The 26,998-nt window shown below is 59.5% G+C and carries 25 protein-coding genes; 8 read left to right on the top strand and 17 right to left on the bottom strand.

Features of this window, described 5'->3' with window-relative positions:
* The first annotated feature begins 25 nt into the window (after positions 1 to 25).
* A complete protein-coding gene (locus ACI514_RS12225) occupies positions 26 to 2,224 on the top strand; it encodes an OsmC domain/YcaO domain-containing protein (RefSeq protein ID WP_405123908.1) in 2,199 nt (732 codons plus the stop codon).
* Between the two features lie 169 nt (positions 2,225 to 2,393).
* Here ACI514_RS12225 and ACI514_RS12220 read toward each other — a convergent pair whose 3' ends face one another.
* From ACI514_RS12220 to ACI514_RS12210, 3 genes are all read right to left on the bottom strand, one after another.
* Positions 2,394 to 2,909, bottom strand: a complete 516-nt coding sequence (locus ACI514_RS12220) for a PaaI family thioesterase (RefSeq protein ID WP_405123907.1) — start codon at positions 2,907 to 2,909, stop codon at positions 2,394 to 2,396.
* An 8-nt stretch (positions 2,910 to 2,917) separates the two neighbouring features.
* Positions 2,918 to 4,075 (bottom strand): GGDEF domain-containing protein, encoded by a 1,158-nt coding sequence (locus ACI514_RS12215; protein WP_160057630.1) that lies wholly within the window; start codon positions 4,073 to 4,075, stop codon positions 2,918 to 2,920.
* A gap of 148 nt (positions 4,076 to 4,223) precedes the next feature.
* Positions 4,224 to 4,469 carry a hypothetical protein gene (locus ACI514_RS12210; RefSeq protein WP_160057631.1) on the bottom strand — a complete coding sequence of 82 codons (246 nt, stop codon included), beginning with the start codon at positions 4,467 to 4,469 and terminating at the stop codon, positions 4,224 to 4,226.
* Between the two features lie 171 nt (positions 4,470 to 4,640).
* Between ACI514_RS12210 and ACI514_RS12205 the strand changes: the two genes are divergently transcribed.
* The 3 genes from ACI514_RS12205 to ACI514_RS12195 all read left to right on the top strand — a co-directional run bounded on the left by ACI514_RS12205 (position 4,641) and on the right by ACI514_RS12195 (position 8,245).
* Positions 4,641 to 5,285, top strand: coding sequence for an ATPase (locus tag ACI514_RS12205; protein ID WP_160057632.1), 645 nt, complete (start codon positions 4,641 to 4,643; stop codon positions 5,283 to 5,285).
* Between the two features lie 86 nt (positions 5,286 to 5,371).
* Positions 5,372 to 5,713 carry a hypothetical protein gene (locus ACI514_RS12200; RefSeq protein ID WP_160057633.1) on the top strand — a complete coding sequence of 114 codons (342 nt, stop codon included), beginning with the start codon at positions 5,372 to 5,374 and terminating at the stop codon, positions 5,711 to 5,713.
* Positions 5,714 to 7,603: 1,890 nt separating this feature from the next.
* Positions 7,604 to 8,245: a LysE family translocator gene (locus ACI514_RS12195; protein WP_405123906.1), complete on the top strand. Its 642-nt coding sequence runs from the start codon at positions 7,604 to 7,606 to the stop codon at positions 8,243 to 8,245.
* On the opposite strand, the gene ACI514_RS12190 is transcribed toward ACI514_RS12195, so the two are convergent.
* From ACI514_RS12190 to ACI514_RS12165, 6 genes are all read right to left on the bottom strand, one after another.
* Positions 8,242 to 9,435 carry a GAF domain-containing sensor histidine kinase gene (locus ACI514_RS12190; RefSeq protein WP_160057635.1) on the bottom strand — a complete coding sequence of 398 codons (1,194 nt, stop codon included), beginning with the start codon at positions 9,433 to 9,435 and terminating at the stop codon, positions 8,242 to 8,244. The genes ACI514_RS12195 and ACI514_RS12190 overlap by 4 nt on opposite strands.
* A 137-nt stretch (positions 9,436 to 9,572) precedes the next feature.
* Positions 9,573 to 11,750 carry a TonB-dependent siderophore receptor gene (locus ACI514_RS12185; protein ID WP_160057636.1) on the bottom strand — a complete coding sequence of 726 codons (2,178 nt, stop codon included), beginning with the start codon at positions 11,748 to 11,750 and terminating at the stop codon, positions 9,573 to 9,575.
* Positions 11,751 to 12,016: 266 nt separating this feature from the next.
* Entirely contained in the window at positions 12,017 to 12,856 is an 840-nt protein-coding gene (gene yghU, locus ACI514_RS12180; protein WP_405123905.1) for a glutathione-dependent disulfide-bond oxidoreductase, read from the bottom strand.
* A 154-nt stretch (positions 12,857 to 13,010) separates the two neighbouring features.
* Positions 13,011 to 13,421: a GFA family protein gene (locus ACI514_RS12175; RefSeq protein WP_160057638.1), complete on the bottom strand. Its 411-nt coding sequence runs from the start codon at positions 13,419 to 13,421 to the stop codon at positions 13,011 to 13,013.
* A gap of 2 nt (positions 13,422 to 13,423) precedes the next feature.
* Positions 13,424 to 14,500: an alpha/beta fold hydrolase gene (locus tag ACI514_RS12170; protein ID WP_160057639.1), complete on the bottom strand. Its 1,077-nt coding sequence runs from the start codon at positions 14,498 to 14,500 to the stop codon at positions 13,424 to 13,426.
* Between the two features lie 88 nt (positions 14,501 to 14,588).
* Complete coding sequence (locus tag ACI514_RS12165) at positions 14,589 to 15,500, bottom strand: LysR family transcriptional regulator (protein WP_160057640.1); 912 nt, start codon at positions 15,498 to 15,500, stop codon at positions 14,589 to 14,591.
* Positions 15,501 to 15,623: 123 nt separating this feature from the next.
* On the opposite strand from ACI514_RS12165, the gene ACI514_RS12160 reads away from it, so the two are divergent.
* Complete coding sequence (locus tag ACI514_RS12160) at positions 15,624 to 15,899, top strand: DUF2798 domain-containing protein (protein ID WP_077572627.1); 276 nt, start codon at positions 15,624 to 15,626, stop codon at positions 15,897 to 15,899.
* 135 nt (positions 15,900 to 16,034) lie between these two features.
* Here ACI514_RS12160 and ACI514_RS12155 read toward each other — a convergent pair whose 3' ends face one another.
* Positions 16,035 to 16,805 carry an APH(3')-II family aminoglycoside O-phosphotransferase gene (locus ACI514_RS12155; protein ID WP_160057641.1) on the bottom strand — a complete coding sequence of 257 codons (771 nt, stop codon included), beginning with the start codon at positions 16,803 to 16,805 and terminating at the stop codon, positions 16,035 to 16,037.
* Positions 16,806 to 16,988: 183 nt separating this feature from the next.
* Between ACI514_RS12155 and ACI514_RS12150 the strand changes: the two genes are divergently transcribed.
* Entirely contained in the window at positions 16,989 to 18,776 is a 1,788-nt protein-coding gene (locus tag ACI514_RS12150) for a thiamine pyrophosphate-requiring protein (RefSeq protein WP_405123904.1), read from the top strand.
* An 80-nt stretch (positions 18,777 to 18,856) separates the two neighbouring features.
* Positions 18,857 to 19,606, top strand: a complete 750-nt coding sequence (locus tag ACI514_RS12145) for a DUF72 domain-containing protein (protein ID WP_160060084.1) — start codon at positions 18,857 to 18,859, stop codon at positions 19,604 to 19,606.
* 185 nt (positions 19,607 to 19,791) lie between these two features.
* On the opposite strand, the gene ACI514_RS12140 is transcribed toward ACI514_RS12145, so the two are convergent.
* The 7 genes from ACI514_RS12140 to ACI514_RS12110 all read right to left on the bottom strand — a co-directional run bounded on the left by ACI514_RS12140 (position 19,792) and on the right by ACI514_RS12110 (position 25,870).
* Positions 19,792 to 20,007, bottom strand: coding sequence for a hypothetical protein (locus ACI514_RS12140; protein ID WP_160057643.1), 216 nt, complete (start codon positions 20,005 to 20,007; stop codon positions 19,792 to 19,794).
* 118 nt (positions 20,008 to 20,125) lie between these two features.
* Positions 20,126 to 21,805: an MFS transporter gene (locus ACI514_RS12135; RefSeq protein ID WP_405123903.1), complete on the bottom strand. Its 1,680-nt coding sequence runs from the start codon at positions 21,803 to 21,805 to the stop codon at positions 20,126 to 20,128.
* Positions 21,806 to 21,993: 188 nt separating this feature from the next.
* The gene (phnE, locus tag ACI514_RS12130) at positions 21,994 to 22,761 is read right to left on the bottom strand and encodes a phosphonate ABC transporter, permease protein PhnE (protein WP_405123902.1); all 768 of its coding nucleotides are present in this window, start codon (positions 22,759 to 22,761) and stop codon (positions 21,994 to 21,996) included.
* Positions 22,758 to 23,582 (bottom strand): PhnE/PtxC family ABC transporter permease, encoded by an 825-nt coding sequence (locus ACI514_RS12125; RefSeq protein WP_405123901.1) that lies wholly within the window; start codon positions 23,580 to 23,582, stop codon positions 22,758 to 22,760. The genes phnE and ACI514_RS12125 overlap by 4 nt, the downstream gene beginning before the upstream one ends.
* A complete protein-coding gene (locus ACI514_RS12120; protein ID WP_405123900.1) occupies positions 23,576 to 24,373 on the bottom strand; it encodes a phosphonate ABC transporter ATP-binding protein in 798 nt (265 codons plus the stop codon). Before ACI514_RS12120 ends, ACI514_RS12125 begins: the two co-directional genes overlap by 7 nt.
* A complete protein-coding gene (locus ACI514_RS12115) occupies positions 24,370 to 25,233 on the bottom strand; it encodes a putative selenate ABC transporter substrate-binding protein (protein WP_160057647.1) in 864 nt (287 codons plus the stop codon). The genes ACI514_RS12120 and ACI514_RS12115 overlap by 4 nt, the downstream gene beginning before the upstream one ends.
* 238 nt (positions 25,234 to 25,471) lie before the next feature.
* The gene (locus ACI514_RS12110) at positions 25,472 to 25,870 is read right to left on the bottom strand and encodes a RidA family protein (RefSeq protein ID WP_405123899.1); all 399 of its coding nucleotides are present in this window, start codon (positions 25,868 to 25,870) and stop codon (positions 25,472 to 25,474) included.
* A gap of 115 nt (positions 25,871 to 25,985) precedes the next feature.
* On the opposite strand from ACI514_RS12110, the gene ACI514_RS12105 reads away from it, so the two are divergent.
* The gene (locus tag ACI514_RS12105) at positions 25,986 to 26,879 is read left to right on the top strand and encodes a LysR family transcriptional regulator (RefSeq protein ID WP_160057649.1); all 894 of its coding nucleotides are present in this window, start codon (positions 25,986 to 25,988) and stop codon (positions 26,877 to 26,879) included.
* Positions 26,880 to 26,998 lie beyond the last annotated feature (119 nt).

The following is a 26,998-nucleotide window of genomic DNA, read 5'->3' as shown; positions in this document are numbered from 1 at the left end:
TTTAGCCGTATTCTGGTAATCCCGCATGGAAATCAAGGTCAACTTTCTCGACAACCTTCGACTTGAAGCCAAGTTCGACGACTTCACGGTGATCGCCGATCAGCCCATCCGCTACAAGGGCGATGGCTCGGCACCGGGGCCGTTCGACTACTTTCTGGCATCGTCGGCGTTGTGTGCGGCGTACTTTGTGAAGTTGTACTGCGACACCCGCAACATTCCGACTGAAAACATTCGCCTGTCGCAAAACAACATCGTCGACCCGGAAAACCGCTACAACCAGATCTTCAAGATCCAGGTCGAGTTGCCGGCGGACATCTCCGAGAAAGATCGCCTGGGCATCCTGCGTTCCATCGATCGCTGCACGGTGAAGAAGGTCGTGCAGACCGGTCCGGAATTCATCATCGAGGAAGTCGAGAATCTCGACGCCGATGCTCAGGCGCTGTTGATGCCGGTGGCCGATTCGGACGCAGGCACCTTCATCGCCGGCAAGGACCTGCCGCTGGAGCAGACCATCGCCAACATGTCGGGGATTCTGGCCGACCTGGGGATGAAGATCGAAATCGCTTCGTGGCGCAATATTGTGCCCAACGTCTGGTCGCTGCATATCCGCGATGCGCATTCGCCAATGTGTTTCACCAACGGCAAGGGCGCGACCAAAGAAGGCGCGCTGGCCTCGGCACTGGGCGAATTCATTGAGCGCCTGAATTGCAACTTCTTCTACAACGACCAGTTCTGGGGCGAAGAAATCGCCAACGCCGAATTCGTCCACTACCCGGACGAACAGTGGTTCAAACCAGGTCCGAAAGATGAGTTGCCGAGCGAGATTCTCGACGACTACACCCGGAAGATTTACAACCGTGATGGCGAGTTGCGCGGTTCGAACCTGTTCGACACCAACTCCGGCAACACCCAGCGCGGCATCTGCTCGCTGCCGTTTGTGCGGCAGTCCGACAATGAAGTGGTGTACTTCCCGTCCAACCTGATTGAAAACCTTTACCTCAGCAACGGCATGAGCGCCGGCAACACCCTCGCCGAAGCGCAGGTGCAGTGCCTGTCGGAAATCTTCGAACGCGCGGTCAAGCGCGAAATCCTCGAAGGCGAAATGGCCCTGCCGGACGTGCCGCAGGAAGTCCTGGAAAAATACCCGAGCATCCTCGCCGGCATCAAAGGTCTGGAAGAGCAGGGCTTCCCGGTGCTGGTCAAGGACGCCTCGCTGGGCGGTGAATTCCCGGTGATGTGCGTGACCCTGATGAACCCGCGCACCGGCGGCGTGTTCGCCTCGTTCGGCGCGCACCCGAGCCTGGAAGTGGCGCTGGAACGCAGCCTCACCGAACTGTTGCAGGGCCGCAGTTTCGAAGGCCTCAACGACTTGCCGCAGCCGACCTTCTCCGGTCAGGCCGTCACTGAACCGAACAACTTCGTCGAGCACTTTATCGACTCCAGCGGTGTGGTGTCGTGGCGTTTCTTCAGTGCCAAACCGGACTTCGAATTCGTCGAGTGGGACTTCTCAGGCGATGGCGAAAACTCCAACGCCGAAGAGGCCGCGACGCTGTTCGGCATCCTCGAAGACATGGGCAAGGAAGTCTACATGGCGGTCTACGAGCACATCGGCGCCAAGGCCTGCCGGATTCTGGTGCCGGATTACTCGGAGATCTACCCGGTCGAAGACCTGATCTGGGACAACACCAACAAAGCCCTGCAATTCCGCGCCGACATTCTCAACCTGCACAACCTCAGCAAGGTCGGCCTGCGCAACCTTGCACAAGGTCTGGAAAACAGCGAGCAGGACGATTACACCGAAATCACCACGCTGATCGGCGTCGAGTTCGACGACAACACGCCGTGGGGCAAGCTGACCATTCTGGAACTGCGCCTGCTGATCTGCCTCGCGCTGCAGAAGTACGAGCAGGCCAAGGATCTGGTTGAAGCTTTCCTGCAATACAACGACAACACCGTTGAGCGCGGCTTGTTCTATCAAGCGGTCAACGTCGTGCTGGAGATGGAACTGGACGAGGATCTGCAGCTGGAAGATTACGAAGCCAACTTCCGTCGCATGTTCGGCGATGAGCGGATGGATGCGGCGATTGGCTCGGTCAACGGCAGTGTGCGCTTCTACGGTCTGACGCCGACCAGCATGAAGCTGGAAGGGCTGGATCGGCATTTGCGCTTGATTGAGAGCTATAAGAAGTTGCACACGGCGCGGGCGAATGTGAAGCAGGGCTAAGGCTGTTTCACATTGAGTTTGGCGGTGGATTCACCCCTCACCCCAGCCCTCTCCCCTAGGAGAGGGAGCTGATCTGTGAGCTTTTCAAAACCCGAGTTCGACTCGATATCTCAAGTCGGCGTATTTCAACCAAACAACTCGGTCAGTCCCCTCTCCCTCTGGGAGAGGGTTAGGGTGAGGGGCTTTTGCTTTTTCGCCCATGCGCCGAATCCGCCAGTTGCCCGGTATCGACCCGCACAAACACCGAATCACCCACTGCCGTCAGCACATCCCCGGCATACACCTCACAGATAACCCGCGTCTTGCGCCCAACTTCACCCTCGACCTTTGCCCGCAAAACCAGCGTCACGCCCATCGGCGTCGGCTTGATGAATTTGATGCCAAGGTTGCCAGTGACGCAGTCGATGCGCGGCAGGCTGCCGGGTTCGCGGTTTTCTGCGCGGTAGTGATACGCCATCGCCGTCCAGTTGGAATGGCAGTCGACCAGCATCGCGATCAGGCCCCCGTAGACCAGATCTGGCCAGCCGCAGTACTTGGCCTCCGGCAGATGTTCGGCGATCACGTGCTCGCCGTCTTCATGCCAGTGGCTTTTGACGTGCAGGCCGTGGGGGTTGCGGCCGCCGCAGCCGTAGCAAACGCCTTCTGGCGCGGCGAGGTCTTGCAGAGGGGTAACGAGGCTGGACATGGTTTTTATTATCCTGGAGTGGTGAGTCCGGTCAGGCGCAGGCGATTGCGTCCGCCGCGTTTCGATTCGTAGAGGGCGGCATCGCCTTGTTCTATCAGAGCGGTGAGGTTGGCCGGCGGGTTGTCGAACAGGCTGGCGCCGATGCTCAGGGTCACGGCAGCGGTGGTGGGGAATGTCTGCGAAGTGGTGCTGAGAAACTGCTCGCGCAATGTGTTGCCCAGTTCCATGACGCGCTCACTCGATGCGCTGTTGAGGAGGATGACAAACTCATCACCGCCCAGACGCGCTGTCAGCGCATTGCGCGGCAGCACCGAGCGGATCATCTCGCTCAACGCGATCAGCAAACGATCGCCGGCGGTGTGACCGTACTGGTCGTTGACCAGTTTGAAGTTGTCGATGTCGATCAGCAGCAGGGCGCCGGGATGCTCCGGCGAAACCTGTTCGAGCAGGCGCGGCGCGCGTTTTTCCAGAGCGCGGCGGTTGTACAGGGCGGTCAGTGGGTCGCGCTCGGCGAGGCGGGCGATCTGTTTTTCCCGGCGATAGCGTTCGGTGCCGGTCATCGACAGGGCGATCAACATGATCGCCATCGCGCCTTCAACCAGAGAAATCTGGATGATCTCGCCACGAAACGCCGCGAGATCGATCAACGTCCCGGGGATCACCACCGTCAGGGCTTTGGCCACGTAGAAAATTCCGTGACCGAGCAGCACATAGCGCAATTGCACCGCGCCGACGCTCAACGATTTGCCATGGGGGCGCAGCAGTGAGCTGGCCTTGAGGGTCGCCAGCGCCACCAGCAGCGAATTGGCCGCCAGCATGACCTTCGACCACAGTGGCCCGTCCGGCAGCAACAGCATGATCAGCCAAGTGACAAAGATCAGGTACCAGGCCGGCGACAACCGTATCTGGGTGAAGCGCGCTACGCCGAGCAGGAACAGGAAGTGCGCGGTCACCAGCAAGCCGTTGGCGAACCAGATGCCGATCAGCAAAAAGCCGCTGCTGCGCAGCAGGGCCAGGGTGGAGCCGACGGTGATGGTGGCGAAACCGGCGCTCCAGAACAGTAGCGAAGGCTCACGAATGCTGCGCCATTCGATCGCCAGATACAGCGCGGCAGCGGCTGCGAGGGCGATGGAAATGGTCAACATCGTAGGTGGGTCGAGCGGCATTTCTTGATGAGCCTGTCTGATTGGCAATTAGACCGGCGATTGTAAGCGTTCGGGCGGTTTTTTCGCAGAGGCCTTATTGCCGCGCAGACCATTGGCTACGGGAGGGCGCAGTCGTCAGCCGCCACCCTGACCACATGCCGTTCGGTCATTACTTGGGCGTGAGCCAGGTGTCGACGACTCGACGATCCAGTTCCTCCCAGTAGGCCATGCCCAGCACGCGCGTGGTGTTGAGCCCGCGCAGGTAACCGCGCAACTGATTGGCGGTGTCGATGATGAGCTGCGGGTCGGTGATGCCTTCGTTCAGCAATACGCTTTCGTACTGAACCAGATACTCGGCCACACGCTCGCGGAAATCGGGCAGAACGGCGTCACGGATCAGGTCAAACGTTCTCAAGGCGAACTCCTCATTTCATGTTTTTCTCGTTGTAGTTGAGTGTGTACCAGTCTGTACGTCGCGCAACTATTGCTAGAAGTAATAGTGACCATCACGAAACGCAAGTTCTGCTTTGTCGGTGATCGGCGGAAAATCACTTCCATCGAATACGCAGCTCAAGGAATTTGCGCGATGAACACATTGACCCGACTGGCTTTGGTCGCCTTGCTGACAGGCGGCGCACTGTTCACAGCCCCGACTTACGCAGCCGACGCCGGGTCGTGTCATTTCCAGACCATCACGGGCAGCAGCGCCACGTTGCAGCACTCGCAAACCGTGGGTGTGTTGCTCAGCGAGAATACCCTGGACAACCTGCAATACCTTGAGCGTTACCACGACATGGCGGTCAGTGGCGCTAAAGATGCGCTGGATTCGCGGATTCGTGAAGCCTTTGTCAGCAGTTCTGATCCGGAACTGGCCATCGACTGGCTGGTGAGTTCGCTGCAACAGCAGTTCTTGTCCGTGACGGTTTACGACAACCTTGATGCGTTGGTACAGGCGCATCCGGACATCGTGGTGAAGCTCGACACCTTCAATCGTTTGCTGACGCAGCAAAACAGCCTGGTCGAAGCGCGTTTCACCGCACGTTTCTACGACGCCGACCTGCAATACATCGGCAAGGCTGAAGGCGCTGTCGAGAAGCAGTTGCCTTCGGTGTGGGTGCATAACCAGGCAGCAACCGCAATCGCTGCGCAGATCGATAAGCAGCGTGACCTGCAACTCCACGCGTTGCAGCAATTCGATGTGTCGCTCAAGGCGCTGGTGGCGTCGAGCTGATTACTTAAAACATAAATGGCGACGGCGGCTCCGTGAGGCTGAACCGTTGCCGGTTGAACCGAACCTTTATTTTCAGGATGACACCGATGCGTCTTTTCTTTGTGCCTGCTTTGGCCGTTGCCTCTTTGTTGCTCGCCGGTTGTGCTTCGGCGCCGAATAATCCGAGCCTTACTCTGCAGACCAGCAAGACGCCTGCGCAGTACGCCGACTGTGTTGTGCCGAAGTTGCAGGGCAGTGCGTTGACCCCGACGGTTTCGCAGACTCAGCGCAGTTACCGGATTGTGGTGCCGAGCAAGATTTCTGCTGACAACGTGTTGGAGGCGTACAAGGCAGGTAATGGCGGCAAGGTGTTTATCTACGAGCGGCATTTGTTGGCTTCGAATCTTTTGCCTTCGAGTTTTGAGCGGGCTGCGCAGGATTGCATCTGATTTTGGCTTTTGTACGTATTTGACTGAGCTCCTTTGGTTGGCCGCAACCAACCAGTTTTTTGCCTCGCGGCCTTATGGGGTTGTGGGGTTTTTTTTTTGTTTGGGCTTGGCGGGCTTTGGGCTTGGCGGCCTTTGGGCCGACCATGCTGTTGGGTTTTGGGGGAATATCCGTTGCTGCGGGTGTTGCCGCTGGCGGTTTCGCTCTTACAGCGAGTCCCTTTGGCAAACGCCCCAAAGGAACCAAAGGTCTGGGCCCCGGCGTTCGGCCCTCGCCGTGGCTCGGGTTCCTTCGTTACGGGATCTATCCGGGGGCATCGCCTACGGTTTGCTTCGCTGCACCTCCTCTCGATGCATTCGACTTCGTCGAACGGTCGCTACGCTCCCACCCCCGGATAAATCCCTCCTCTCAGCCTGCCGAAGGGGCCAGCACGGCAAGATCAAAAGCTGCAGCCGAGCTAACGCTCATCCTGTTGAGTGGTGAGGAGCGGGGAGGGTGTAGTTTTTGATTTGATTCTGAGTTCGAGTGCGGCTCGGTATTTCATGTCGGTGTATCTCTCGCCCTCACCTCGGTCAGTTCCTTCTCCCTCCGGGAGAGGGCTAGGGTGAGGGGCTTTTGATTTGCTTCCGAATTTGAGTGCGGCTCGGTATTTCATGTCGCTGTATCTCTCGCCATCACCTCGGTCAGTTCCTTCTCCCTCCGGGAGAGGGCTAGGGTGAGGGGCTTTTGATTTGCTCCGAATTCGAGTGCGGCTCGGTATTTCATGTCGCTGTATCTCTCGCCATCACCTCGGTCAGTTCCCTCTCCCTCCGGGAGAGGGCTAGGGTGAGGGGCTTTTGATTTGCTCCGAATTCGAGTGCGGCTCGGTATTTCATGTCGCTGTATCTCTCGCCATCACCTCGCTCAGTTCCCTCTCCCTCCGGGAGAGGGCTAGGGTGAGGGGCTTTTGATTTGCTTCCGAATTCGAGTGCGGCTCGGTATTTCATGTCGGTGTATCTCTCGCAATCACCTCGGTCAGTTCCCTCTCCCTCCGGGAGAGGGCTAGGGTGAGGGGCTTTTGATCTGGTGCAGTATTGAGTTCAACTCGGTATTTCATATCGCTGTATTTCTCGCAATCACCTCGGTCAGTTCCCTCTCCCTCCGGGAGAGGGCTAGGGTGAGGGGCTTTTGATTTGCTCCGAATTCGAGTGCGGCTCGGTATTTCATGTCGCTGTATCTCTCGCCATCACCTCGGTCAGTTCCCTCTCCCTCCGGGAGAGGGCTAGGGTGAGGGGCTTTTGATTTGCTCCGAATTCGAGTGCGGCTCGGTATTTCATGTCGGTGTATCTCTCGCCCTCACCTCGGTCAGTTCCCTCTCCCTCCGGGAGAGGGCTAGGGTGAGGGGCTTTTGATTTGCTTCCGAATTCGAGTGCGGCTCGGTATTTCATGTCGGTGTATCTCTCGCAATCACCTCGGTCAGTTCCCTCTCCCTCCGGGAGAGGGCTAGGGTGAGGGGCTTTTGATCTGGTGCAGTATTGAGTTCAACTCGGTATTTCATATCGCTGTATTTCTCGCAATCACCTCGGTCAGTTCCCTCTCCCTCCGGGAGAGGGCTAGGGTGAGGGGCTTTTGATTTGCTCCGAATTCGAGTGCGGCTCGGTATTTCATGTCGCTGTATCTCTCGCCATCACCTCGGTCAGTTCCTTCTCCCTCCGGGAGAGGGCTAGGGTGAGGGGCTTTTGATTTGCTCCGAATTCGAGTGCGGCTCGGTATTTCATGTCGGTGTATCTCTCGCCCTCACCTCGGTCAGTTCCTTCTCCCTCCGGGAGAGGGCTAGGGTGAGGGGCTTTTGATCTGGGCTATGTGGCCGGTTGTTGTAACATGCGGCTACTTCAATCATACGAGCAGCGAAAATGGATTCTCACTCGATATTGACCTTCACTCTGGTCGCCGCAATTGCCATCGCCAGTCCGGGGCCGGCGACGCTGATGGCGATCAACAATAGCCTTGCTCACGGGCAGCGCAGTACGATCTGGTCGTCGCTGGGCAATGCCAGTGGGCTGTTTTGTCTGTCGGCAGCGGCGATGTTGGGGTTGGGGGCGTTGTTGGCCAGTTCCGAAATTCTGTTCAACGCGGTGAAGATCATCGGTGCGGGGTATCTGTTCTACCTCGGGGTCAGGCAGTTGTTCAAAAAGGGGCCGATGTTGCCGGAAGGGACTGAGGGGGAGGCGAGCAAGGTGCGGCCGACTCGCGGCAAGTTGTATAAATCGGCCTTTTTGACGGCGGTCACCAACCCCAAGGCGACGATGTTTTTTACTGCGTTGTTTCCCCAGTTCATTGATCAGGGCGCGACGCTGCTGCCGCAGTTTCTGATCCTGACTTCGATTTTCATGGCGTTGTCGGTATCGTCACTGAGCGTTTATGCCGCGCTGGCCTCGCGGGCCAAGGGCGTGCTGACCCGTCCGGCCTTGTCCCGTTGGGTCAGTCGTGTGGTCGGTTCGACCTTTATCGGTTTTGGTGCGGCGATTCTGACGATGCGTCGGCAGGCGGCTTAAACCCATTTGAACCGGGCCGGGAATCTCGCCACAAAGCAGGTTCCCGACTCGGCGCTTGAGGATACGCTTAGCGTGCCGTTGTGTGCTGTCGCTATCTGCGACGCGATATAAAGTCCCAACCCCAAACCTTCGCAACGCTGCCCGGCTTCGGCTCGGGAGAACGGTTCGAACAGCAGTGGCATCAGTTGCGCCGAAATCGGCGTGCCCTGATTGGTCAGGGAAATCACGATCTCGTCATTTTCCGCATAGGCTTTGAGAACGATCGGCGCGCTGTTCGAGCCATGGGTCGCGGCGTTGCCCAGCAGATTGGAGAGCAATTGGCTGATGCGCAGCGCATCGCAATAGACGCCTGCCGGCACATCCAGTTCATGGATAAACACCGCTTGCGGATGGGAGGCTTGCACCTCGGCCAGGGTCAATTGCAGGGTGTGCTGCAAGTCATCCACCAACTTGCGTTGCACCGGAATCCCGCCGCCCAGTCGTCCTCGGGCAAAGTCGAGGATGTTTTCGATCAACACACCCATGCGCACCGAACTGTTGCGAATCGCCGCAATCAGGTTGAGCGAGCGTTTGTCTTCGGTTTTGCTTTGCAGCAGGTCGGCGCTCATGCGCACGGCGCTGAGTGGTGTGCGCAGGTCATGCCCGAGTACCGCGATGAATTGTTCGCGCAGGCGTCCGAGTTCATTGGCGTTGTTGAGTTCGGCTTTGGTCGCTTCCAAGCGGCTTTGTGTGTCGAGGCTCATGGCGATCAGTTGGGCGAAAAGGGTCAGTGTCTTGGCGATGGCCGGTTCGTCGAGGTTGGCCGGCACGGAGTCAATGGCGCAGAGGGTGCCGAAGAAGTCACCGTTGGCTTTGACGATGGGAATGGAGATATAGCTTTCCAGCCCATAGGTTTTCGGCGTGTGGTGAAGCGAAAAGACCGGGTGCGCGCTGGCGTGACCGAAGATCACCGGCTGTTGATGCTGGCGGATCTCGTGGCAGATGGTTGATTCGAGCACCAGTTCGCCACCGGGTTTGAGCCCGAAATCAATCGAGTCATCGACAGCACACGCCACCCAGTTGCTTTCAGTGACTCGTGCCACCGCGGCGAAACGCATGCCGGTGAGGTGTTTGACCATGCTCAGGATGACCGGCACCGCGTCAATGCTGCGGATCGCGTCGATGTCGGGGGTAAATGCCGGATTGGTCATGGTGTGATGCTTCGTGAAGAGTTCGCTCAGAGACTATCTGTTATTGCCGAACATGACCAATGCGCTAGCCACAAAGAACAAGGGCGCCACGGATTTCCCGGGCGCCCTTTTTTATCGCTGGTTCGAACGTCAACGACTCAGAACTTGTACTTGGCCGTCAGCATGTAGCTGCGCGGGTTGCCGTAGTTGTCGTTGGAACCCCACGTGACATTGGAGCCAATCGCGGAGTAGTAGACGCGGTCAAAGATATTGTTCGCGTTAACCTGCAGATCCAGATGTTTGTTGACCTCGTACCCAGCCATCAAGTCGGTGACCGCGTAGCCACCCTGTTCGAGGCGGTAGCTGCCGTTATTGGCCAGGGCGACATCGTTGTACATGCGGCTCTGCCAGTAGACGTTGCCACCTACGCGCAGGTGTTGCAGCGGACCCTGGAAGCGGTACACGGTGGAGACTTTGAACAGATGCTCTGGCGTGTCGGTATCGAAACGCTGATTGTTGTTCGCCGGGTTCTCGTCCTTGATGTAGTGCGCACGGGTGTAGGTGTAGCCGGCACCGACCTGCCAGTTCTCGGTCAGAGCGCCTTGCAGTTCCATGTCGACGCCTTGGCTGCGCACTTTGCCCGATGAGTTGTAGCAGGTCAGGACCGGGCAGCCGAACTGAGTGTCGGCCTGTGTAGCGCGGCCGGTCTGGTCCATCTGGAACACCGCCAGGCTGGCGTTGAGGGCGCCGTTGAAGTACTCGCCCTTGATGCCCACTTCGTAGTTTTCACCGACGATCGGCTCGAGCACCTTGCCGCCGAGATCCTTTTGGGTTTGCGGTGTGAAGATGTCGGTGTAGCTGGCGTACACCGAGTGGTGGTCGTCGAGTTTGTAGATCAGGCCGGCATAGCGGGTGAGGTTGCGCGTGACTTTGTAGTCGCCATCGGCAGTGCGGTCATCGTAGTCGTACCAATCGAGCCGGCCACCGAGAATCAGCGTCAGCGGATCGGCCAGGCTCAGCCGGGTGGTCAGGTACACGGCGTCCTGGGTGGTGACGCTGCGGGTTTTGCCATCACGGACGAAGTCGGGCTTTGGCGCGCCGATCGGCCAGGCGGTGGTGTACGGGTCGTACTCTTTGGTGGTCGCGTCATACACACGGTTGCTCGCGCCAACGACCAGTTCGTGGGTACGTCCGAACGCCTCGAACGGGCCACTGGCGAAGCCGTCGAACGCACGCTGCTTGTCGGTGTGATGGGATTGATAGGCGGTGGTTTCCAGCGGGCCGGCGTAACGCGACAGGTAAGTTCCGGAGAACTCGCCGTCAAGGGTCGACGAGGAGCCGGCGACGTGAAGTTTCCAGTCGTTGTCGAAACGATGCTCCACTTCACCGAACACGGTGTCGATTTGCAGCTTGCGGTTTTCCCAATCGGTGCCCGGGTAGGTGGAGCGGGGCAGATCGAGGTGGTGGCCATTGGTGCCCAGCGGCAGACCGCCCCAGAAATAGTTGGTCTGTTCATTCTGCCGGGAGAAACCGAGGGTCGCGGTGGTGCTGTCGCTCAAGTCGGCTTCACCGATGGCGTAGAACAAGCCATGATCGTTCTCTTCCTTGTCGCGAAAGCTGTCGGCGCCTTGATAGGAACTGACCACTCGACCGCGTAAGGTGCCGCTGTCGTTCAGCGGGCTGGAGGCGTCGATTTCGCCACGGTAGTCGTCCCAACTGCCGGCCGCGCCGGTGAGCGTCACGCGCTGATCGGCGGTCGGACGTTTGCGCACCATGTTGATCGCTGCCGACGGGTTGCCGGCACCGGTGACCAGCCCGGTTGCACCGCGGACGATTTCGACACGGTCGAACATCGCCAGATTTGGTTGCACTGCCATGGAGTAAGGCGAGTACGCGCTGGGCAGGCCGTCGTACATGATGTTGTCGATGTCGAAGCCGCGCGCCTTGTAAGTCTGCCGCCCCGGGCCGCTGGTCTGGCTGAGAAACAGTCCCGGTGTGCCTTTCACCACATCGTTGATGCTGGTCATGTTCTGGTCGTCCATGCGCTGACGGGTGATCACCGTCACTGCCTGAGGCGTTTCGCGCATGGTCAGCGACAGCTTGGTCGCCGTCCGCATCGGACCAGTGGTATAGGACTGGGTGTCTTCGGTGGTACTGCTCATCTGTGTGGCGCCGATTTCCGTCGCATCCAGTTCCAGCGTGGTCGGCGCGGTTTTTTCAGGCGTGGCGGGCGTTGTCTCGTCGGCCAATGCCGGCGCGATGCTGGCCATGCAGATGGCGAGCGCCAACAGGTTAGGTGAACGGTTTGAGCGGCGGTGAATGGTGCGAAACGACATCAATCTGCTTCCCCAAATGATACGAAAACGAATCCGGTGCGAGTGCGTGTAGGAATTATTCGCATTAGTGTGTCAGATCATTCCGGGCGAAGAAAGTCGTACGGTTCAGTTAGTTAACGAATTTTTCACAATTGGCCGGGCGCTCTGCGTCGCGGGTTAGCGCAGGGTTCTGGTTTTTTGGGGGAGGAGAGCGGGGCGAATCGAGGCACAGCGGGCCGATCACAGAAACGTGTGATCGGCTCGCTGACGAGGGTAATCAAGGGGTGTCAGTTCAGATCTTCGGCTTGGTGCCGCTCCGGCACTTGAGTCGCTTCATCGCCCCATGTGCGATTGACGCGCTGCCCACGAATGACCGCCGGCCGCTTGGAAATCTCCTCTGCCCAGCGCTGCACATGGGTGTATTCATGCGCCGCAAGAAACTCGGCCGCCGAATAAACATTGTTGCGCACCAGTTGCCCGTACCACGGCCAGACCGCGATGTCGGCGATGGTGTAGCTGTCGCCGGCCAGATAAGCGCTTTCGGCCAGGCGTCGATCAAGCACATCCAGTTGGCGCTTGGCTTCCATGGTGAAGCGGTTGATCGGATACTCCATTTTCTCCGGCGCATAGGCATAGAAATGTCCGAAACCGCCGCCGAGATACGGCGCGGCGCCCATTTGCCAGAACAACCAGTTCAGCGTTTCAGTGCGGCCAGCGTGGTCTTTCGGCAGAAATGCACCGAACTTCTCGGCCAGATACAGCAGGATCGAGCCCGATTCGAACACACGAATCGGAGGCTCAACGCTACGGTCCAGCAGTGCGGGGATTTTCGAATTCGGATTGATCTCGACAAAACCGCTGGAAAACTGATCGCCCTCGCCAATGCGGATCAGCCAGGCATCGTACTCGGCAGCGCTGTGCCCCAGCGCCAGCAGCTCTTCCAGCAGAATCGTCACTTTGACGCCGTTGGGCGTGGCCAGCGAGTAGAGCTGCAATGGATGCTTGCCGACTGGCAGGGGCTTGTCATGGGTGGGGCCGGCAATCGGCCGATTGATACTGGCGAACTGGCCACCGGACGGGGCTTCGTGTTGCCAGACTTGGGGCGGAACGTACGGCGTTTTGCTCATCTAAGGGGCCTCATCGTTGGCGAGTGGAAAAATACCTGCTGAGAATAGACAGGACACCACAGAACCCGCTTTGTATTCCACAGCCCAATGAGTCGAAGGTGTTTTTTACAATCCCTCCGTTGGGCGTTCATTACCGGTTGGCACACGATCAATCTCAGCGCTGCGGCCATTGATCCTTGATTTCAAACCACGGCGCCTTAGATGTCACTTCGACGTGTTGCTGTTTTTCTGTGGTGAACGTTGTGTCCAGCGTGCCCAGCGCAACCGAGATCCAGCCGCTGAACTCCCCTTGATTGCTTGCCCAGAACAGCGACGAGCCGCAGTGCGTGCAGAACTGGCGTTGTACCGATTCAGACGATTGATACGACTTCAGCTGGTCGGCACCCTCCAGCAATTCCAGGTTCTGGCGCTGCACGCTGCCATAGCTGGCAAACGCCGCGCCGTGGCTTTTGCGGCATTGGCTGCAATGGCAATGCGAAAGCGCCTTGGGCCTTGAACGGATCTGGTACTTCACCGCTCCGCACAGGCAACTGCCCCGGAAGGTCTGAGGGGAGGGCGTGAGCATTGTTATTGCGGATCCTTGTAGGTGATGGCTTGTTTCAAACTTTCAGGTGACTGCGCCAGAAATCCGGTGATCAGGGAAATCACCTGCTGCTGAATCACCGGGCGTGGACGGCCACCCTCGCCATCGGTGCAGATGATGCTGTCGCCCGGTACGTCTTTGTCGAGCATGGCCACGGCGCCAGGTTTGCAGTTCGCCATGAAACTGAAGTGACTGGCATCGCTGATCTCGACATAACGCGATGAGTTTTTTGGCAGGCGTTTGGCGAGATCGACGGATTCCAGTTCCGCAGGCAGCTCTTTCGACGGTACACCGGCAGCAATTACCAGGATCGGCACGGGGTAGGCCGCCAGGCTTGCATCGGTCATTCCGCGCGATAGCCCCAGGTCCAGAGACACCACGGCGGTGACGCGTTTGTCACGCCAGTCGGCGGCCAATTGAGCTTTGGCTTGCGCGGTGCTTGCAGTATTCATTTGTTGGTAGGCGGTGCAACTGGCCAGTTGCGTGTGGACCTTGCAGTCTTTGGCAAAACGTTCGGGGTCGAAGCGCGCGCCGCCGGTTTCGAGCACCGTCCAGCCGCCGAGAGAATGGCCCACAACAGCAATTCGATCCTTCGCCACCGCGCCGAACTTTTCCGGCTGGGCCGTCACGGCATCGATGGCGCGGCTCAGGTCGACCGGGCGTTGCCACAACTGCGCCGCTGCCTGCGCGCTACGATCACGGCTGGTGGTGCCGGGGTGGTTGACTGCCGCGACGATATAACCTTGATGGGCCAGTGCACTGGCCAGCCAGGTCTGGTTGATCCAGCTACCGCCATTGCCGTGGGAAAGCACCACCAATGGATGCGCGCCGCTGGCGGCCGGAGCGTCGAGCACGGCAGGGGCGCCGACGAAGACCGGGTTGTCGCCGAACAATTGTGGCGTCGCAGCGGTGGTCGAGCTCGGGTACCAGACGACCATTTTCAGCGGGCGTTCGTTGCGCGGATCGGCCAGCGTGGCGTACTGGAAACCAACGGGTTGGGCGTCAGCGAATACGTGGCTGCTCAAGCAGACCAGTAGCAGAGCGCCGAGAGATTTTTTCATTGTTGTTATCTTCCGTGATGGGGCGTTTGGGCGAGATGGACTTTGCCCGAATTCGCGCGCTTCAGCGAGCCTCTTTGAACGCTTCGTGTTAAACATTTTCCATCGGCCAGCGCGTGGCCAGATGCGCTGTCAAATAATCCAGAAAGGCTCTGACCTTCGGCGTCATCGCCGCCCGTTCTTGTACGCAGGCGTAGATGTCCATCGGCTCGACAACGCTGTGTTCAAACAGCGGCACCAATTGCCCGCTCGCCAGATAAGGCGCCGCAACAAACTCCGCCAGTCGCGTGACCCCGGCGCCGTGAACCGCCATTTGCGCCAGGGCATCGATGTCATCACTGATGGCGGTGGCATTGATATTGGCGTCGAAACGCTCGCCGTCGCGGATAAAACTCCAGCGCAGAAAGCGCCCGTCCAAGGGATAACGAAAGGCCAGGCAGGCATGGTTTTGCAAATCATCCGGCGATTGCGGCCACCCGGCGCGCTGAAGATAAGCCGGCGCGGCGCACATGATGAAGGGTAGCGAAACGATCTTGCGCGCGACGATGCCGTCCTCCAGTTGCGGCTTGATGCGCAGGCTTAGGTCGATGCCGTCCTGAATGTGGTTGATCTTGCCATTGGTGGTCGACAGTTCGATGAGCAGGCGCGGGTGCAGTTCGGTGAAACCAGCGATCAGCGATGCCAATACATGACGGCCGAACGCAGATGTCGAGGCAATGCTCAGTCGGCCCTGCAACTCGGTTTCATCGCTGCTGATCGAGCTTTGCGCGGACTCCAGATCCGCTGCAATCCGGCGGACTTTCTCGTAATACACCGCGCCGTTTTCGGTGAGTGCCATGCTGCGCGTGGTGCGTTGCAACAACCGCACGCCGAGGTGCACTTCGAGCCGATTGAGCGTCTGGCTCACCGCCGCCGCACTGACGCCCAGGGTCTTGGCGGCGCCGACAATCGAGCCTGATTCCACCACTTTGATAAAACTGGCAATCGCCGCTAACAGATTCATCCATGGCCCGCTGAGGGTTGATTCGTAAGATCTGCTTTATAAAGTACCTGCAGTTGAGCGTCTAGTTGCGCGGGGGCAGCCTTGCTAACGTGCGGTCTCCCTGTCACTGGATGGAAAAGCCATATGAATCAAAGAACCAACGCCGAAGCTTTGATCATCAGCCGCCGCAAGCTGTCGCCGCGTGCCACGCCGTATGTGTTTGCACTGTACATGGCGACGATCATGGCGTTTCTGATGTCGCTGGTGATCACCGCTGCCAACTCCGGCATTGATAACGATTACCTGAGCAATGCCTTGCATGCCTACAAGCTGGCGATGCCCGCAGCGTTTATGTGCATCCTCGTCGTGCGGCCGATCGTGATCAAACTGGTGGCGTGGACGGTGCATCCGCATTGTTGAAAGGCCCGCCTCAGCGGTGACTGTTCTGGCGCCTTCGCGAGCAGGCTCGCTCCCACATTTAAACCGCGATCCCCTGTGGGAGCGAGCCTGCTCGCGAATGGCCTCACCACCGATAGGCAGGTCTTGTGGGGTGCCTCAGAAAAACTCGTCGAGCAGCTGATAAAAGGCGATCCGCTGTAGATCCGGCTCCACGCCATACACCTCGAAAAACAACGGCAGCCACTGGGCGCCGAGGTTGTCCGTGATGCTGTGCGCTGCCAAGGCCAAATCCTGATACCGGTCAGCGACACCCAGCCGTCCGCAGTCTACAAACCCGCTGAAGCGGCCATTGGCAGCAAGCAGATTGGGCAGGCACGCATCGCCATGAGTCACCACCAAGTCTTCCTGCGACGGACGTGTGGCGAGCAACTGCTGGAACACTTCCTCGGCGGATTGCCCGAGGCGCGAGTCGTCGAAGTCTTCTTCGTCGATCAGCCCGGCGAGCAGGTGTTCGCGGGCCAGTCTGATTTTTGCTTCCAGGCTGTGATCGAACGGGCAGCTTTCGATCGCGACTGTGTGCAGTGCGCGCAATGCCTCTGCTGCGAGCGTGACGATCTGCTGGGGCGAGAGGTGCTCGCTGCTGGCCAGATCGCGACCGGCCACGGCAGTCATCAACAGCCAGTTGTGTTGCGTTTGCGTGGTGGTGTCGAGCACACGCGGTGCGGGTAGATCCTGAGTCGCCATCCAGCGTAACCGCTGCACTTCACCGGGCAACTCGCCCCAGGTCATCACCAGTTCGGTTTTGACGAACTGCGGCGCCGCCCCGGCAGGCGTAATCCGCCATACATCAGCGCGCGATTCGCCAATGGTCTGCTGTTCGATGGCCGCACCGGCAAATTGGCTGCGCCATGCTGCAGGGAAATCCATGTCTTTGTCCTTGCGATTTTCGATGCGCGCATTGTGCCGCTCTGGCGGTTTGGTGCGCAAACAAGGATCGCGCAGGGAAATCCATCGAAACTTCGCCAACAACCCAACTGTCCAGACCCTTACACCTCCCGGCGGATGTTCTGCCGGGACAGCTCCATGCACCGGAGAACGGCGAGGATCGAGATGACGATGACAGTGGGAGATTTTCTGGTTGAGCGGCTCAGCGAATGGGGCGTTACGCGGATTTTTGGCTATCCGGGGGATGGCATCAACGGCGTGTTCGGCGCGCTCAGCCGGGCCAAGGGAAAGATCGAATTCGTTCAGGCGCGGCATGAAGAAATGGCCGCGTTCATGGCCTCCGCACATGCCAAGTTCACCGGCGAGTTGGGCGTGTGCATCGCCACCTCCGGACCCGGCGCCTCGCATCTGATCACCGGCCTCTACGACGCGCGCTTGGACCACATGCCGGTGCTGGCCATCGTTGGTCAGCAAGCGCGAACGGCGCTGGGCAGTCACTACCAGCAAGAGCTTGATCTGGTGTCGATGTTCAAGGACGTCGCCGGGGCCTTTGTGCAGCAGGCGTCGGCGCCTTCGCAGGTGCGGCATTTGCTCGATCGCGCAGTGCGCACGGCCGTGGGTGAACGCCGGGTGACCGCGCTGATTCTGCCCAACGATTTGCAGGACCTGAAATACCAAGCACCAGCGCGTGCCCATGGCACCGCGCATTCCGGGGTGGGTTACACGAAACCGAAAGTAGTGCCGTATGACGCCGATCTGCAGCGCGCCGCCGATGTTTTGAATGCGGGAGAGAAGGTCGCGATTCTAGTTGGAGCGGGTGCTTTGCAGGCAACCGAGCAAGTTATCGCCATCGCCGAAAAACTCGGCGCCGGCGTCGCCAAGGCTCTGTTGGGCAAAGCCGTGTTGCCGGATGATCTGCCTTGGGTCACCGGCAGCATCGGCCTGCTCGGCACCGAGCCGAGCTACAAACTGATGAGCGAATGCGACACTTTGCTGATGATCGGTTCGGGTTTTCCGTACTCGGAGTTCCTGCCCAAGGAAGGTCAGGCGCGCGGTGTGCAGATCGATTTGCAACCCGACATGCTCAGCCTGCGCTACCCGATGGAGGTCAATCTGGTCGGCGACTCGGCGGAAACCCTCGCGGCGTTGTTGCCACTGCTCGAACAGAAAACTTCCAGCAAGTGGCGCAAGAAAATCGAAGGCTGGCGCGGTAGCTGGGAGAAAACCCTGGAAAAACGCGCGATGGCCAAAGCCGATCCGGTCAACCCGCAAAGGGTGGTGTATGAGTTGTCGCCGCGCCTGCCCGATCAGGCAATCATCACCAGCGACTCCGGCTCGTGCGCCAACTGGTTTGCCCGTGACCTGAAAATCCGCCGTGGCATGCAGTGCTCATTGTCCGGCGGACTTGCGTCCATGGGCGCCGCGGTGCCTTACGCGATTGCCGCCAAATTCGCTCACCCCGAGCGCGCGGTCATTGCCCTGGTAGGCGACGGTGCGATGCAGATGAACAACATGGCCGAGCTGATTACTGTCGCCAAATACTGGCGACAGTGGGCGAGCCCGAAATGGATCTGCGCGGTGTTCAACAACGAGGACCTCAATCAGGTCACGTGGGAGCAGCGGGTGATGGAGGGTGATCCGAAGTTCGAAGCTTCGCAAAGCATTCCCGATGTGCCTTACCACTTGTTTGCCATTTCCATTGGCCTGAAAGGCATTTTTGTCGATCGCGAAGAAGACGTCGCCGCGGCCTGGGAAAAGGCACTGGCCTCGGAAGTGCCGGTGCTGATCGAGTTCAAGACCGACCCGAACGTGCCGCCATTGCCACCGCACATCAAGCTTGAGCAGGCGAAGAAGTTCGCTACGACGCTGCTCAAGGGCGACCCGGATGAGGCCGGGGTGATCGTGCAAACCGCGAAGCAGGTGCTTGGCGCCGTGTTGCCCGGCAAAAAATAACCGGTTAGCGCAGGCTTGATTTGATCGTTCCCACGCTCTGCGTGGGAACGATCAGCGCGTACAGGTGAGGAGGTGTGTTTTTGATTTTCATTGGCTGCGCAGGCTGGAGTCTGGGGCGCGAGCATTGGCCGGCATTTCCCGTGGAAGGCACGCATTTGCAGCGCTATGCCGGGCGCCTCAACGCCGTGGAAATCAACAGTTCGTTCTACCGCCCGCATCGTCGGCAAACCTATGAGCGCTGGGCCGATGGCGTACCGGAGGACTTTCGCTTTTCGGTGAAAATGCCCAAACACATCACCCATGAAATGCGTCTGGCGAACTGCGAGTCAGCGTTGGACACATTTCTGGCTGAGTGCGGCGGGTTGGGCGATCGGCTGGGCTGCCTATTGGTGCAATTGCCGCCATCACTGGCGTTTGACGAAGCGATCTCCGAAGCCTGCTTCACAACATTGCGCGAGCGGTTCTCCGGCCCCGTGGTGCTCGAGCCACGGCATGAATCGTGGGTCAGCGCTGAGCCAATGTTGAAGACTTGTCAGATCGCCCTAGCGGCCGTCGATCCCTCGCGCATCAGAGGTGATGCAGCGCCCAGTGGCTGGGCGGGAACCCGTTACTGGCGCCTGCACGGCTCACCGCGCATTTACCACAGCGCCTACGATTCACCTTACCTGCAAAATCTCGCACAAGCCTTGCAATCAGCGGCCACGGCAGGTGCGGCGACCTGGTGTATTTTCGACAACACCGCCAGCGGCGCAGCGCTGGGCAACGCCTTGACGCTGGCGCAGATTCAGGCGGCCGTGAAACTCAACCTGGCGAAAAAACCCTCACCCTAGCCCTCTCCCAGGGGGAGAGGGGACAGACCGAGGTGTTTGTGCAAGTTACGCCGACTTGAAAGACCGAGTTGAACGCAAGATTTGAAAAGCGCACAAATCGGCTCCCTTTCCCCCTCGCCCCCTTGGGGGAGAGGGCTGGGGTGAGGGGGTGGAGCCAGCAGACTGTTGCGATCGCCTGAAAAACACTAATTACCATCGGCCACTTTGCGTTCAATCTCATCGATCTTGCGCTGTAGCGTCTCGGCGTCCTGTTCCTTAACTCTTGTGGACGAGGGCGTGATGACTTCATCCACGGCTTTGGTGTCATCGTCCCTGTCTTCAAGATCGCGCTCGACTACGTTCACCGGTTTGCCGGACGTGTCGGTTGGCGGTGCGTTCGGGGTTTTATCGTCGCTGTTCATTTTGCTGACCTCCAGTGGTGTAAACATTGGAGGCAGGCAGTGCGGCAGGCGTTCGATATTTTTGCCAGGTTATGCCGAATGGCGCCCTCCCGCGATGGAGAGGGCGCGCTGACGGTTTTCAGTCCTTGAGAATGTCGCGATGCTTGGTTTCCGGCAGGAAGAACGTGCCGAGTACCGCCGTCATCACCGCGATCACGATCGGGTACCACAGCCCGTAATAGATATCCCCCGTGGCGGCGACCATGGCGAACGCCACCGTCGGCAGGAAACCACCGAACCAGCCGTTGCCGATGTGATACGGCAGCGACATCGAGGTGTAGCGGATGCGGGTCGGGAACAGCTCGACCAGCCACGCCGCGATCGGGCCGTAGACCATGGTTACGTAGATGACCAGCACGGTGAGCAGGAGCAGGACCATCGGGTAGTTGGTTTTCGCCGGGTCGGCTTTCTCCGGATAACCGGCCTCCTTGAGTGCTGTGCCGAGGGTCGCGGTGAACGCATCATTGCGCGTCTTGAAGTCGGCGGCTGGCAGGGCGCTGCCTTCAAAACTCTCGACGACTTTGTCACCTATGCGCACTTGCGCGATGGTGCCCGGCTCCGCAATCACGTTCTCATAGGGAATCGCCCGTTTTGCCAGCAAGGTCTTCGCCAGGTCGCAGGAACTGGTGAATTTGGCCTTGCCCACCGGGTCGAACTGGAACGAGCACTGGTCGGGGTTGGCGATCACTTTGACCGGGTTCTTCTCCTGGGCGATGAACACGTCGGGGTTACCGTATTGGGTCAGCGCATGAAAGATCGGGAAGTAGGTCAGCGCCGCCAGAATGCAGCCGACCATGATGATCGGCTTGCGCCCGATACGATCAGAGAGGCTGCCGAAAATCACGAAGAACGGCGTGCCGATCAGCAGTGAACCGGCGATCAGCAGATTGGCGGTCTGCGGATCGATCTTCAGCGTTTGCAGCAGGAAAAACAGCGCATAGAACTGCCCGGTGTACCAGACCACCGCTTGCCCGGCCGTGCCGCCAAGCAGCGACATGATCACCACTTTGAGGTTGTCCCAGCGCGCGAAGGACTCGGTCAGTGGCGCTTTCGACGCCTTGCCTTCGGCCTTCATCTTCTGGAACACCGGTGATTCGCTCAGTTGCAGGCGAATGTACACCGAGACGATCAGCAGCAGGATCGACAGCAGGAACGGAATCCGCCAGCCCCACGCTTCGAAGGCTTCCGTGCCCAGTGCGGTGCGGCAGGCGAGGATCACCAGCAACGAAAGGAACAGGCCAAGCGTCGCAGTGGTTTGAATCCACGAGGTGAAGAACCCGCGTTTGTTGCGCGGCGCGTGTTCGGCCACGTAGGTCGCAGCCCCGCCATACTCGCCACCGAGCGCCAGGCCTTGCAATAGACGCAGGGTGATCAGGATGACGGGGGCGGCGACACCTATGGTCGCGTAGCCAGGCAATATACCGACAATGGCTGTCGAGATGCCCATGATGACAATGGTGATGAGGAAGGTGTGCTTGCGCCCGATCATGTCGCCGAGCCGGCCGAACACGATCGCCCCGAACGGCCGCACCGCGAACCCCGCTGCAAACGCCAGCAAGGCAAAGATGAACGCGGTGGTTTCGTTGACACCGGCGAAGAAGTGCTTGGCAATGATCGCCGCCAGTGAGCCGTAGAGGTAAAAGTCGTACCACTCGAAAACCGTGCCCAAGGACGAGGCGAAGATGACCTTGCGCTCCTCCTTGGTGATGCCGCCGCTGCGCGGTGGACTGCCGGTGGATGCTGTGTCGATTGTGGGCATGGGTGTTCTCCGTCGTGCTTATTGTCGTAGGCCGGAGTCCCCCGTTACCGCTTGTCGCACTCTGGCCTTGTGGCGTATGCCGCAACTGCTCTCGCGTGAAACTTGCACAGTCTGACCGCCTCGCATCGCTGCAAGGTTTCCTGAAGCATAATCAGCTTTTGCCAGATATCCACCCGCCGGCCCGTGCATCAGGCCTTGACCCAGCGCTGACGACTCCACGCACTCAGCCAGTCGACCACAAACACCAGCACCAGCATTGCCAGAATCACCGTACTCGCCTGCGCTTCCTGAAACAGGCTGAGGCTCACATAGAGCATCTGCCCAAGCCCGCCGGCGCCGACAAAACCCAGCACGCTGGCCATGCGGATGTTGTTTTCCCAGCGATACAGAATGTAGGCGAGCAGTTGCGGCGCAAGGTTCGGCAGCGTGCCGTAACAGAAGGCAAGGAGCGGATTGCCGCCCTGCAAACGAATGGCTTCGGCCGGTTGCGGCGGCGTATTTTCCAGAGCTTCGGCAAACAACCGACCAAGCACGCCGGTGGTGTGCAGGGCGAGGGCGAGGGTGCCGGCGTTCGGGCCGAGGCCAGCGGCAAGCACCATCAGCGCCGCCCAGACCAGTTCCGGAATCGCCCGCAAGGCGTTGAGCAGCAGCCGCGAGGCACTTTGCAGCGGCCAGCCGAAACGCCCGGCGGCGGGCAGCGCCAGGACGATGCCGAACACCGCCGCGAGTAGCGTGCCGAGGGCCGACATCGCCAACGTTTCCAGTGAACCGTGGAAGATTGCCTTGAGGTAATCCGCGCTCAAGTCCGGACTGAGGAAACGCTGCACGTAAGCGCCCATCTGCTTCAGACTGGTGGCGCTGCCCAGTTCGCCAAGATCAAGCCCCAGATAAACGAAGGAAGCGATGACCGCCAGCGCGATGCCGGCGATCAGCAGCAAGTTGATCAAGCGATTCATGTCAGCCTCCAGCGCAGCAAGCGGCTGAGTTGGTCGGCGGCCAAGACCAGAATCAGGAAGCACAGCAGGATACTGGCGACCTCACCGCCGGCGAACATGCGGATCGACAGGTCGATCTGCTGACCCAGGCCCCCCGCACCGACAAACCCCATCACCACTGAAGCGCGAATCGCACATTCCCAGCGATAGACCGTGTACGAGAGCAGTTCTGACCCGACGTTGGGCAACGTGCCATAAGCAAACGCCGCCAGACGGCCGCTGCCAGCCTGCAACAGTGCGTGCGCCGGACGCTGATCGGTCGATTCAAAAATCTCCGCATAGACCTTGCCGAGCATGCCGCTGTAGGTAATGGCGATGGCCAGCACACCGGCCGCCGGCCCCAACCCTACAGCGCGCACAAACAGCAGTGCCCAGACGATTTCCGGCACGCTGCGCAGGAAAATCAACAGTCCGCGCACCGGCCAGCGCAACAGACGCCCCAGTCGGCTTGGCACGCCACCGCGCGAGGCGGCGGACAGCGACAGCGCACGACTGGCAACCAGGCCCGCCGGTATCGCCAACACCAGCGCCAAAGCCATGCCGGCGGTGGCGATGGCCAGAGTTTGCAGGGTGGCTTTGAGCAGTAACTGCAGAAACGCTTCGTCGTGCGCCGGTGGCCAGAATTGCGCGACAAAACGGCCCATTTCATTCTGGCTGTCGGGGAGCAATACGCCCAGATTCAGCTCGCTGAGCTGAATGCCCGGCCACAGCAAAGCAATCGCCAGCAACGTCAGCAGCAGACGTGGCCATGCGGCGGGATCGCGTGAATCGCCTTTCAGCATCGTGGAATCTGCACAGTCAGAGGCGCCACCGCAGCGGTCGGCGATTGCAGTTTTTCGTTGGCGTACAGCGCGTCGAGCATCTCGGGGCTGACTTGATCGGAGGCGCTGTCGAACAGAATCTGCCCGTCGCGCAGACCGATGATTCGCGGGAAGTGCGACAGCGCCAGGTCCACCGCATGCAGGCTCGCCACCAGCGTGACGTTATGTGCGCGGGCATGCCGCGAGAGGATCGACAAGGTGTGCCCGGCCATCACCGGGTCCATCGCCGACACCGGTTCGTCAGCCAAGAGAACTTCCGGCGCCTGATACAACACGCGAGCGATGCCAACACGTTGCAGCTGACCGCCAGACAATTGCTGACAATGGGCGAACAACTTGTCACCCAGATCCAGCCGCGCCAACGCCGCGCGCGCACCCGCCACATCCAGTGGATGCAACAGGTTCAGAAGACTTTTACCCAGACTCCATTGGCCGAGCTTGCCGGCCAGCACCGCTGTGATCACGCGCTGACGCGGCGGCAACGGCGGTGCCTGATGCACCAGACCGATTCGCGCACGCAGGCGTTGGCGCTGGCGGGCGGACAAGTGCCAGGCGCGTTCGCCGAGCACTTCAATCTCGCCGCTGCTGGGCCGCAGGGCGGTGGCCAGCAGGTTGAGCAAACTCGACTTACCGGCCCCGGACGGGCCAATGATGGCGACCTGTTCGCCGACGCCAATCTGCAAGTCGACACCGCGCAGGGCGTCGACTCCATTGGCGTGGCGCAGGCTGCCTTGTTTGAGGCGTAGGGTCATTTCAGCAGTTCGGCGGCGCGGGCGGCTTCCTCGATGCCTTTGTAGTTCTCGGGCTTGGTGTCGATAAAACGGCTGGCCGCTTGCAGATCCAGAATCTTTTTCTGCTCAGGGTTGGCCGGGTCCAGATCGAGGAAAGCTTTCTTGATTTTCGCTGCCAGAGCCGGGTCGAGAGTGCCGCGCACGGTCCAGTTGTAATCGAAGTAGGTCGGGGTGGTGGCGAAGACCTTGACCTTGTTGGTGTCGACCTTGCCGGCATCGACCAGTTTCTGCCAGACGCTGGCGTTCAGTACGCCGGCGTCAACCTTGCCAGCCTGCACCCATGCCACGGTGGCGTCGTGGGCGCCGGAGTAGGCGACACGGCTGAAATAGCCCTCAGGCTTGATGTTGTCGTTTTTCAGCATGAAGTAACGCGGCATCAGGCTGCCGGAAGTCGATGACACCGAACCGAAAGCGAAGGTCTTGCCCTTCAGGTCGGCGAGGCTCTTCACGTTCGGGTCGGCAGTGATGAATTTGCTGGTGAACTGCGCGTCCTGCTCGCGCTGAACCAGCGGAATGACTGGCGTCGTTGCGTCAGTTTTCAAACGCGCCTGCACAAAGGTAAAACCGCCGAGCCAGGCCATGTCGAGGCGATCGGTCGCCAAGGCTTCAACCACTGCCGGGTAATCGGCTACCGGCACGAACTGCACCTTCATGCCCAGTTGCTGCTCCAGATAAGCACCCAGCGGCTCGAACTTGCGCAGCAACTCGGTCGGCGCTTCATCGGGAATCGCGCTGACCCGCAAAACGTCGGCGGCTTGCACCATCAACGTAGAAAAGGACAGGGCCAGGCCGGCGGTCAGTGCCAGGGTTCGTTTGAGCATGGAATTCTCCGTTTCGTAAGCGTCAAAAGGGCTGAAGTGGCGACGTGAGGCGCAAACTCAGGGTAGACGAAACGGCGAGGTTATACGCATTCGAGGCGGCAAAGGCCAGCATTGGAGCTTCACGATGTTTTACGCCCTGTCCCTTGTAGGAGCTGCGGCACGCTGCGATCTGTTGATTTTGATTTTAAAGATCAACATCAACAGATCGCAGCGTGCCGCAGCTCAGGTTTTATGCATGTCAGGATCCAGGCAGCTTCGCAATCACCTTGATCTCAAAATCAAACCCATACAGCCAGGTCACGCCCACCGCCGTCACCGTCGGATGCGGCGCTTCGCCCCAGAACTCTGTCAGCACGATATTCCAGATCGTCTCGAATTTTGACGGCGGGTCGACGATGAACACGGTGACATCGACCACATCGTCAAAGCTGCATCCGGCCTCGGTGAGAATCGCATTCAGGTTGTTGAAGGCTTGGCGCACCTGATTCTCCAAGTCCGGTTCGGGCGTGCCGTCCTCGGTGCTGCCGACCTGTCCCGAGACAAACAGAAAACCGTTGGAGCGAATGGCTGGCGAGTAACGGTGGCGTTCGTAAAGCGTGCGGCGTGCGGGCGGGAAAACTACATCGCGCTGGGTCATCGGGGGTGTCTCCATCGGTGAGTTGATGGGCCCACTGTAGGTATTTGCAGTCGACCGATAAACGCGCAAGCTTGGCGTTCACTGTTTGTGAAATCCAAACAATCGAGGGCACACCTTGGACCGTTTTGACGCAATGCAGGCCTTTGCCCGGGTGGTCGAGGCGGGGAGTTTCACCAAAGCGGCGGAAACCTTGCACATGAGCAAGACCACCGTGACTCAACTGGTTCAGCAACTGGAGGCACGGTTGCGGGTGAAATTGCTCAATCGCACCACGCGCAAGGTCAACGTCACCGCCGATGGCGCGGCGTATTACCAGCGGGTGATCAAGTTGCTCGCCGATCTGGAGGATGCCGAAAGCAGCTTGCCGGGTGCGGCGGCATTGCCTTCGGGCCGGCTGCGCGTGGATGTGCCGAGTCCGTTCGCACGGTTGATTCTGGTGCCGGCCCTGCCTGAGTTTCACGCGCGTTATCCGGACATCCAGATCGACATGGGCGTCAGCGACCGCATCGTCGACATCATTGATGAGAACGTCGACTGCGTGGTGCGCGGGGGCGAACTCATGGACCTGTCGCTGATGGCGCGCAAGGTTGCCGATCTGCAGTTGGGGGTGTTTGCCGCACCGCAATATCTGGCCCGCGCCGGTACGCCTGCGCACCCACGGGACCTGGAAGACAGCCATCATCGGGTCGTCGCTTTTCTCTGGGCACGCACCGGAAGACCAGTACCGTACGCCTTGCACAACACCAGCGAAAACCTGCAGATCAAGGGGCGTCACGTGTTGGCAGTCGATGACGGCAACGCTTATCTCGCGGCAGGTCTGGCGGGCATGGGCGTGCTGTGGCTGCCCAAATACATGTCTGCCGCCCACGAGGCGCGCGGCGAACTGGTGCCGCTGTTCGAAGACTGGAAACTCGCGCCGATGCCGCTCTACATCGCGTATCCGCCGAACCGGCATGTCAGCCTGAAATTGCGCGTGTTCATCGATTGGGTCGTTGAATTGATGGCGTAGCAGCATTGTGGTGCAGTTATTGCTAGCTGCTGTGCCAGTGCCGTCAAAATACCAACACAATCAGGCGACTTGAAAGCCCGTAGTGATGAGATGCATGGCTTTCAATTCTAGGAGCTTCA

This window comes from Pseudomonas sp. M20 (genome assembly GCF_045037865.1).
Lineage (GTDB): Bacteria > Pseudomonadota > Gammaproteobacteria > Pseudomonadales > Pseudomonadaceae > Aquipseudomonas.
The sequence above is the reverse complement of the archived record's forward strand: the minus strand, read 5'-3'. Positions and strand labels throughout refer to the sequence as shown.

Excerpts from the sequence above, each read along its gene's own strand:
- ACI514_RS12225 (WP_405123908.1), top strand. The coding sequence starts at position 26 with ATGGAAATCAAGGTCAACTTTCTCGACAACCTTCGACTTGAAGCCAAG.
- ACI514_RS12220 (WP_405123907.1), bottom strand. The coding sequence starts at position 2,909 with ATGTCCAGCCTCGTTACCCCTCTGCAAGACCTCGCCGCGCCAGAAGGC.
- ACI514_RS12215 (WP_160057630.1), bottom strand. The coding sequence starts at position 4,075 with ATGCCGCTCGACCCACCTACGATGTTGACCATTTCCATCGCCCTCGCA.
- ACI514_RS12205 (WP_160057632.1), top strand. The coding sequence starts at position 4,641 with ATGAACACATTGACCCGACTGGCTTTGGTCGCCTTGCTGACAGGCGGC.
- ACI514_RS12200 (WP_160057633.1), top strand. The coding sequence starts at position 5,372 with ATGCGTCTTTTCTTTGTGCCTGCTTTGGCCGTTGCCTCTTTGTTGCTC.
- ACI514_RS12195 (WP_405123906.1), top strand. The coding sequence starts at position 7,604 with ATGGATTCTCACTCGATATTGACCTTCACTCTGGTCGCCGCAATTGCC.
- ACI514_RS12190 (WP_160057635.1), bottom strand. The coding sequence starts at position 9,435 with ATGACCAATCCGGCATTTACCCCCGACATCGACGCGATCCGCAGCATT.
- ACI514_RS12185 (WP_160057636.1), bottom strand. The coding sequence starts at position 11,750 with ATGTCGTTTCGCACCATTCACCGCCGCTCAAACCGTTCACCTAACCTG.
- yghU (WP_405123905.1), bottom strand. The coding sequence starts at position 12,856 with ATGAGCAAAACGCCGTACGTTCCGCCCCAAGTCTGGCAACACGAAGCC.
- ACI514_RS12175 (WP_160057638.1), bottom strand. The coding sequence starts at position 13,421 with ATGCTCACGCCCTCCCCTCAGACCTTCCGGGGCAGTTGCCTGTGCGGA.
- ACI514_RS12170 (WP_160057639.1), bottom strand. The coding sequence starts at position 14,500 with ATGAAAAAATCTCTCGGCGCTCTGCTACTGGTCTGCTTGAGCAGCCAC.
- ACI514_RS12165 (WP_160057640.1), bottom strand. The coding sequence starts at position 15,500 with ATGAATCTGTTAGCGGCGATTGCCAGTTTTATCAAAGTGGTGGAATCA.
- ACI514_RS12160 (WP_077572627.1), top strand. The coding sequence starts at position 15,624 with ATGAATCAAAGAACCAACGCCGAAGCTTTGATCATCAGCCGCCGCAAG.
- ACI514_RS12155 (WP_160057641.1), bottom strand. The coding sequence starts at position 16,805 with ATGGATTTCCCTGCAGCATGGCGCAGCCAATTTGCCGGTGCGGCCATC.
- ACI514_RS12150 (WP_405123904.1), top strand. The coding sequence starts at position 16,989 with ATGACGATGACAGTGGGAGATTTTCTGGTTGAGCGGCTCAGCGAATGG.
- ACI514_RS12140 (WP_160057643.1), bottom strand. The coding sequence starts at position 20,007 with ATGAACAGCGACGATAAAACCCCGAACGCACCGCCAACCGACACGTCC.
- ACI514_RS12135 (WP_405123903.1), bottom strand. The coding sequence starts at position 21,805 with ATGCCCACAATCGACACAGCATCCACCGGCAGTCCACCGCGCAGCGGC.
- phnE (WP_405123902.1), bottom strand. The coding sequence starts at position 22,761 with ATGAATCGCTTGATCAACTTGCTGCTGATCGCCGGCATCGCGCTGGCG.
- ACI514_RS12125 (WP_405123901.1), bottom strand. The coding sequence starts at position 23,582 with ATGCTGAAAGGCGATTCACGCGATCCCGCCGCATGGCCACGTCTGCTG.
- ACI514_RS12120 (WP_405123900.1), bottom strand. The coding sequence starts at position 24,373 with ATGACCCTACGCCTCAAACAAGGCAGCCTGCGCCACGCCAATGGAGTC.
- ACI514_RS12115 (WP_160057647.1), bottom strand. The coding sequence starts at position 25,233 with ATGCTCAAACGAACCCTGGCACTGACCGCCGGCCTGGCCCTGTCCTTT.
- ACI514_RS12110 (WP_405123899.1), bottom strand. The coding sequence starts at position 25,870 with ATGACCCAGCGCGATGTAGTTTTCCCGCCCGCACGCCGCACGCTTTAC.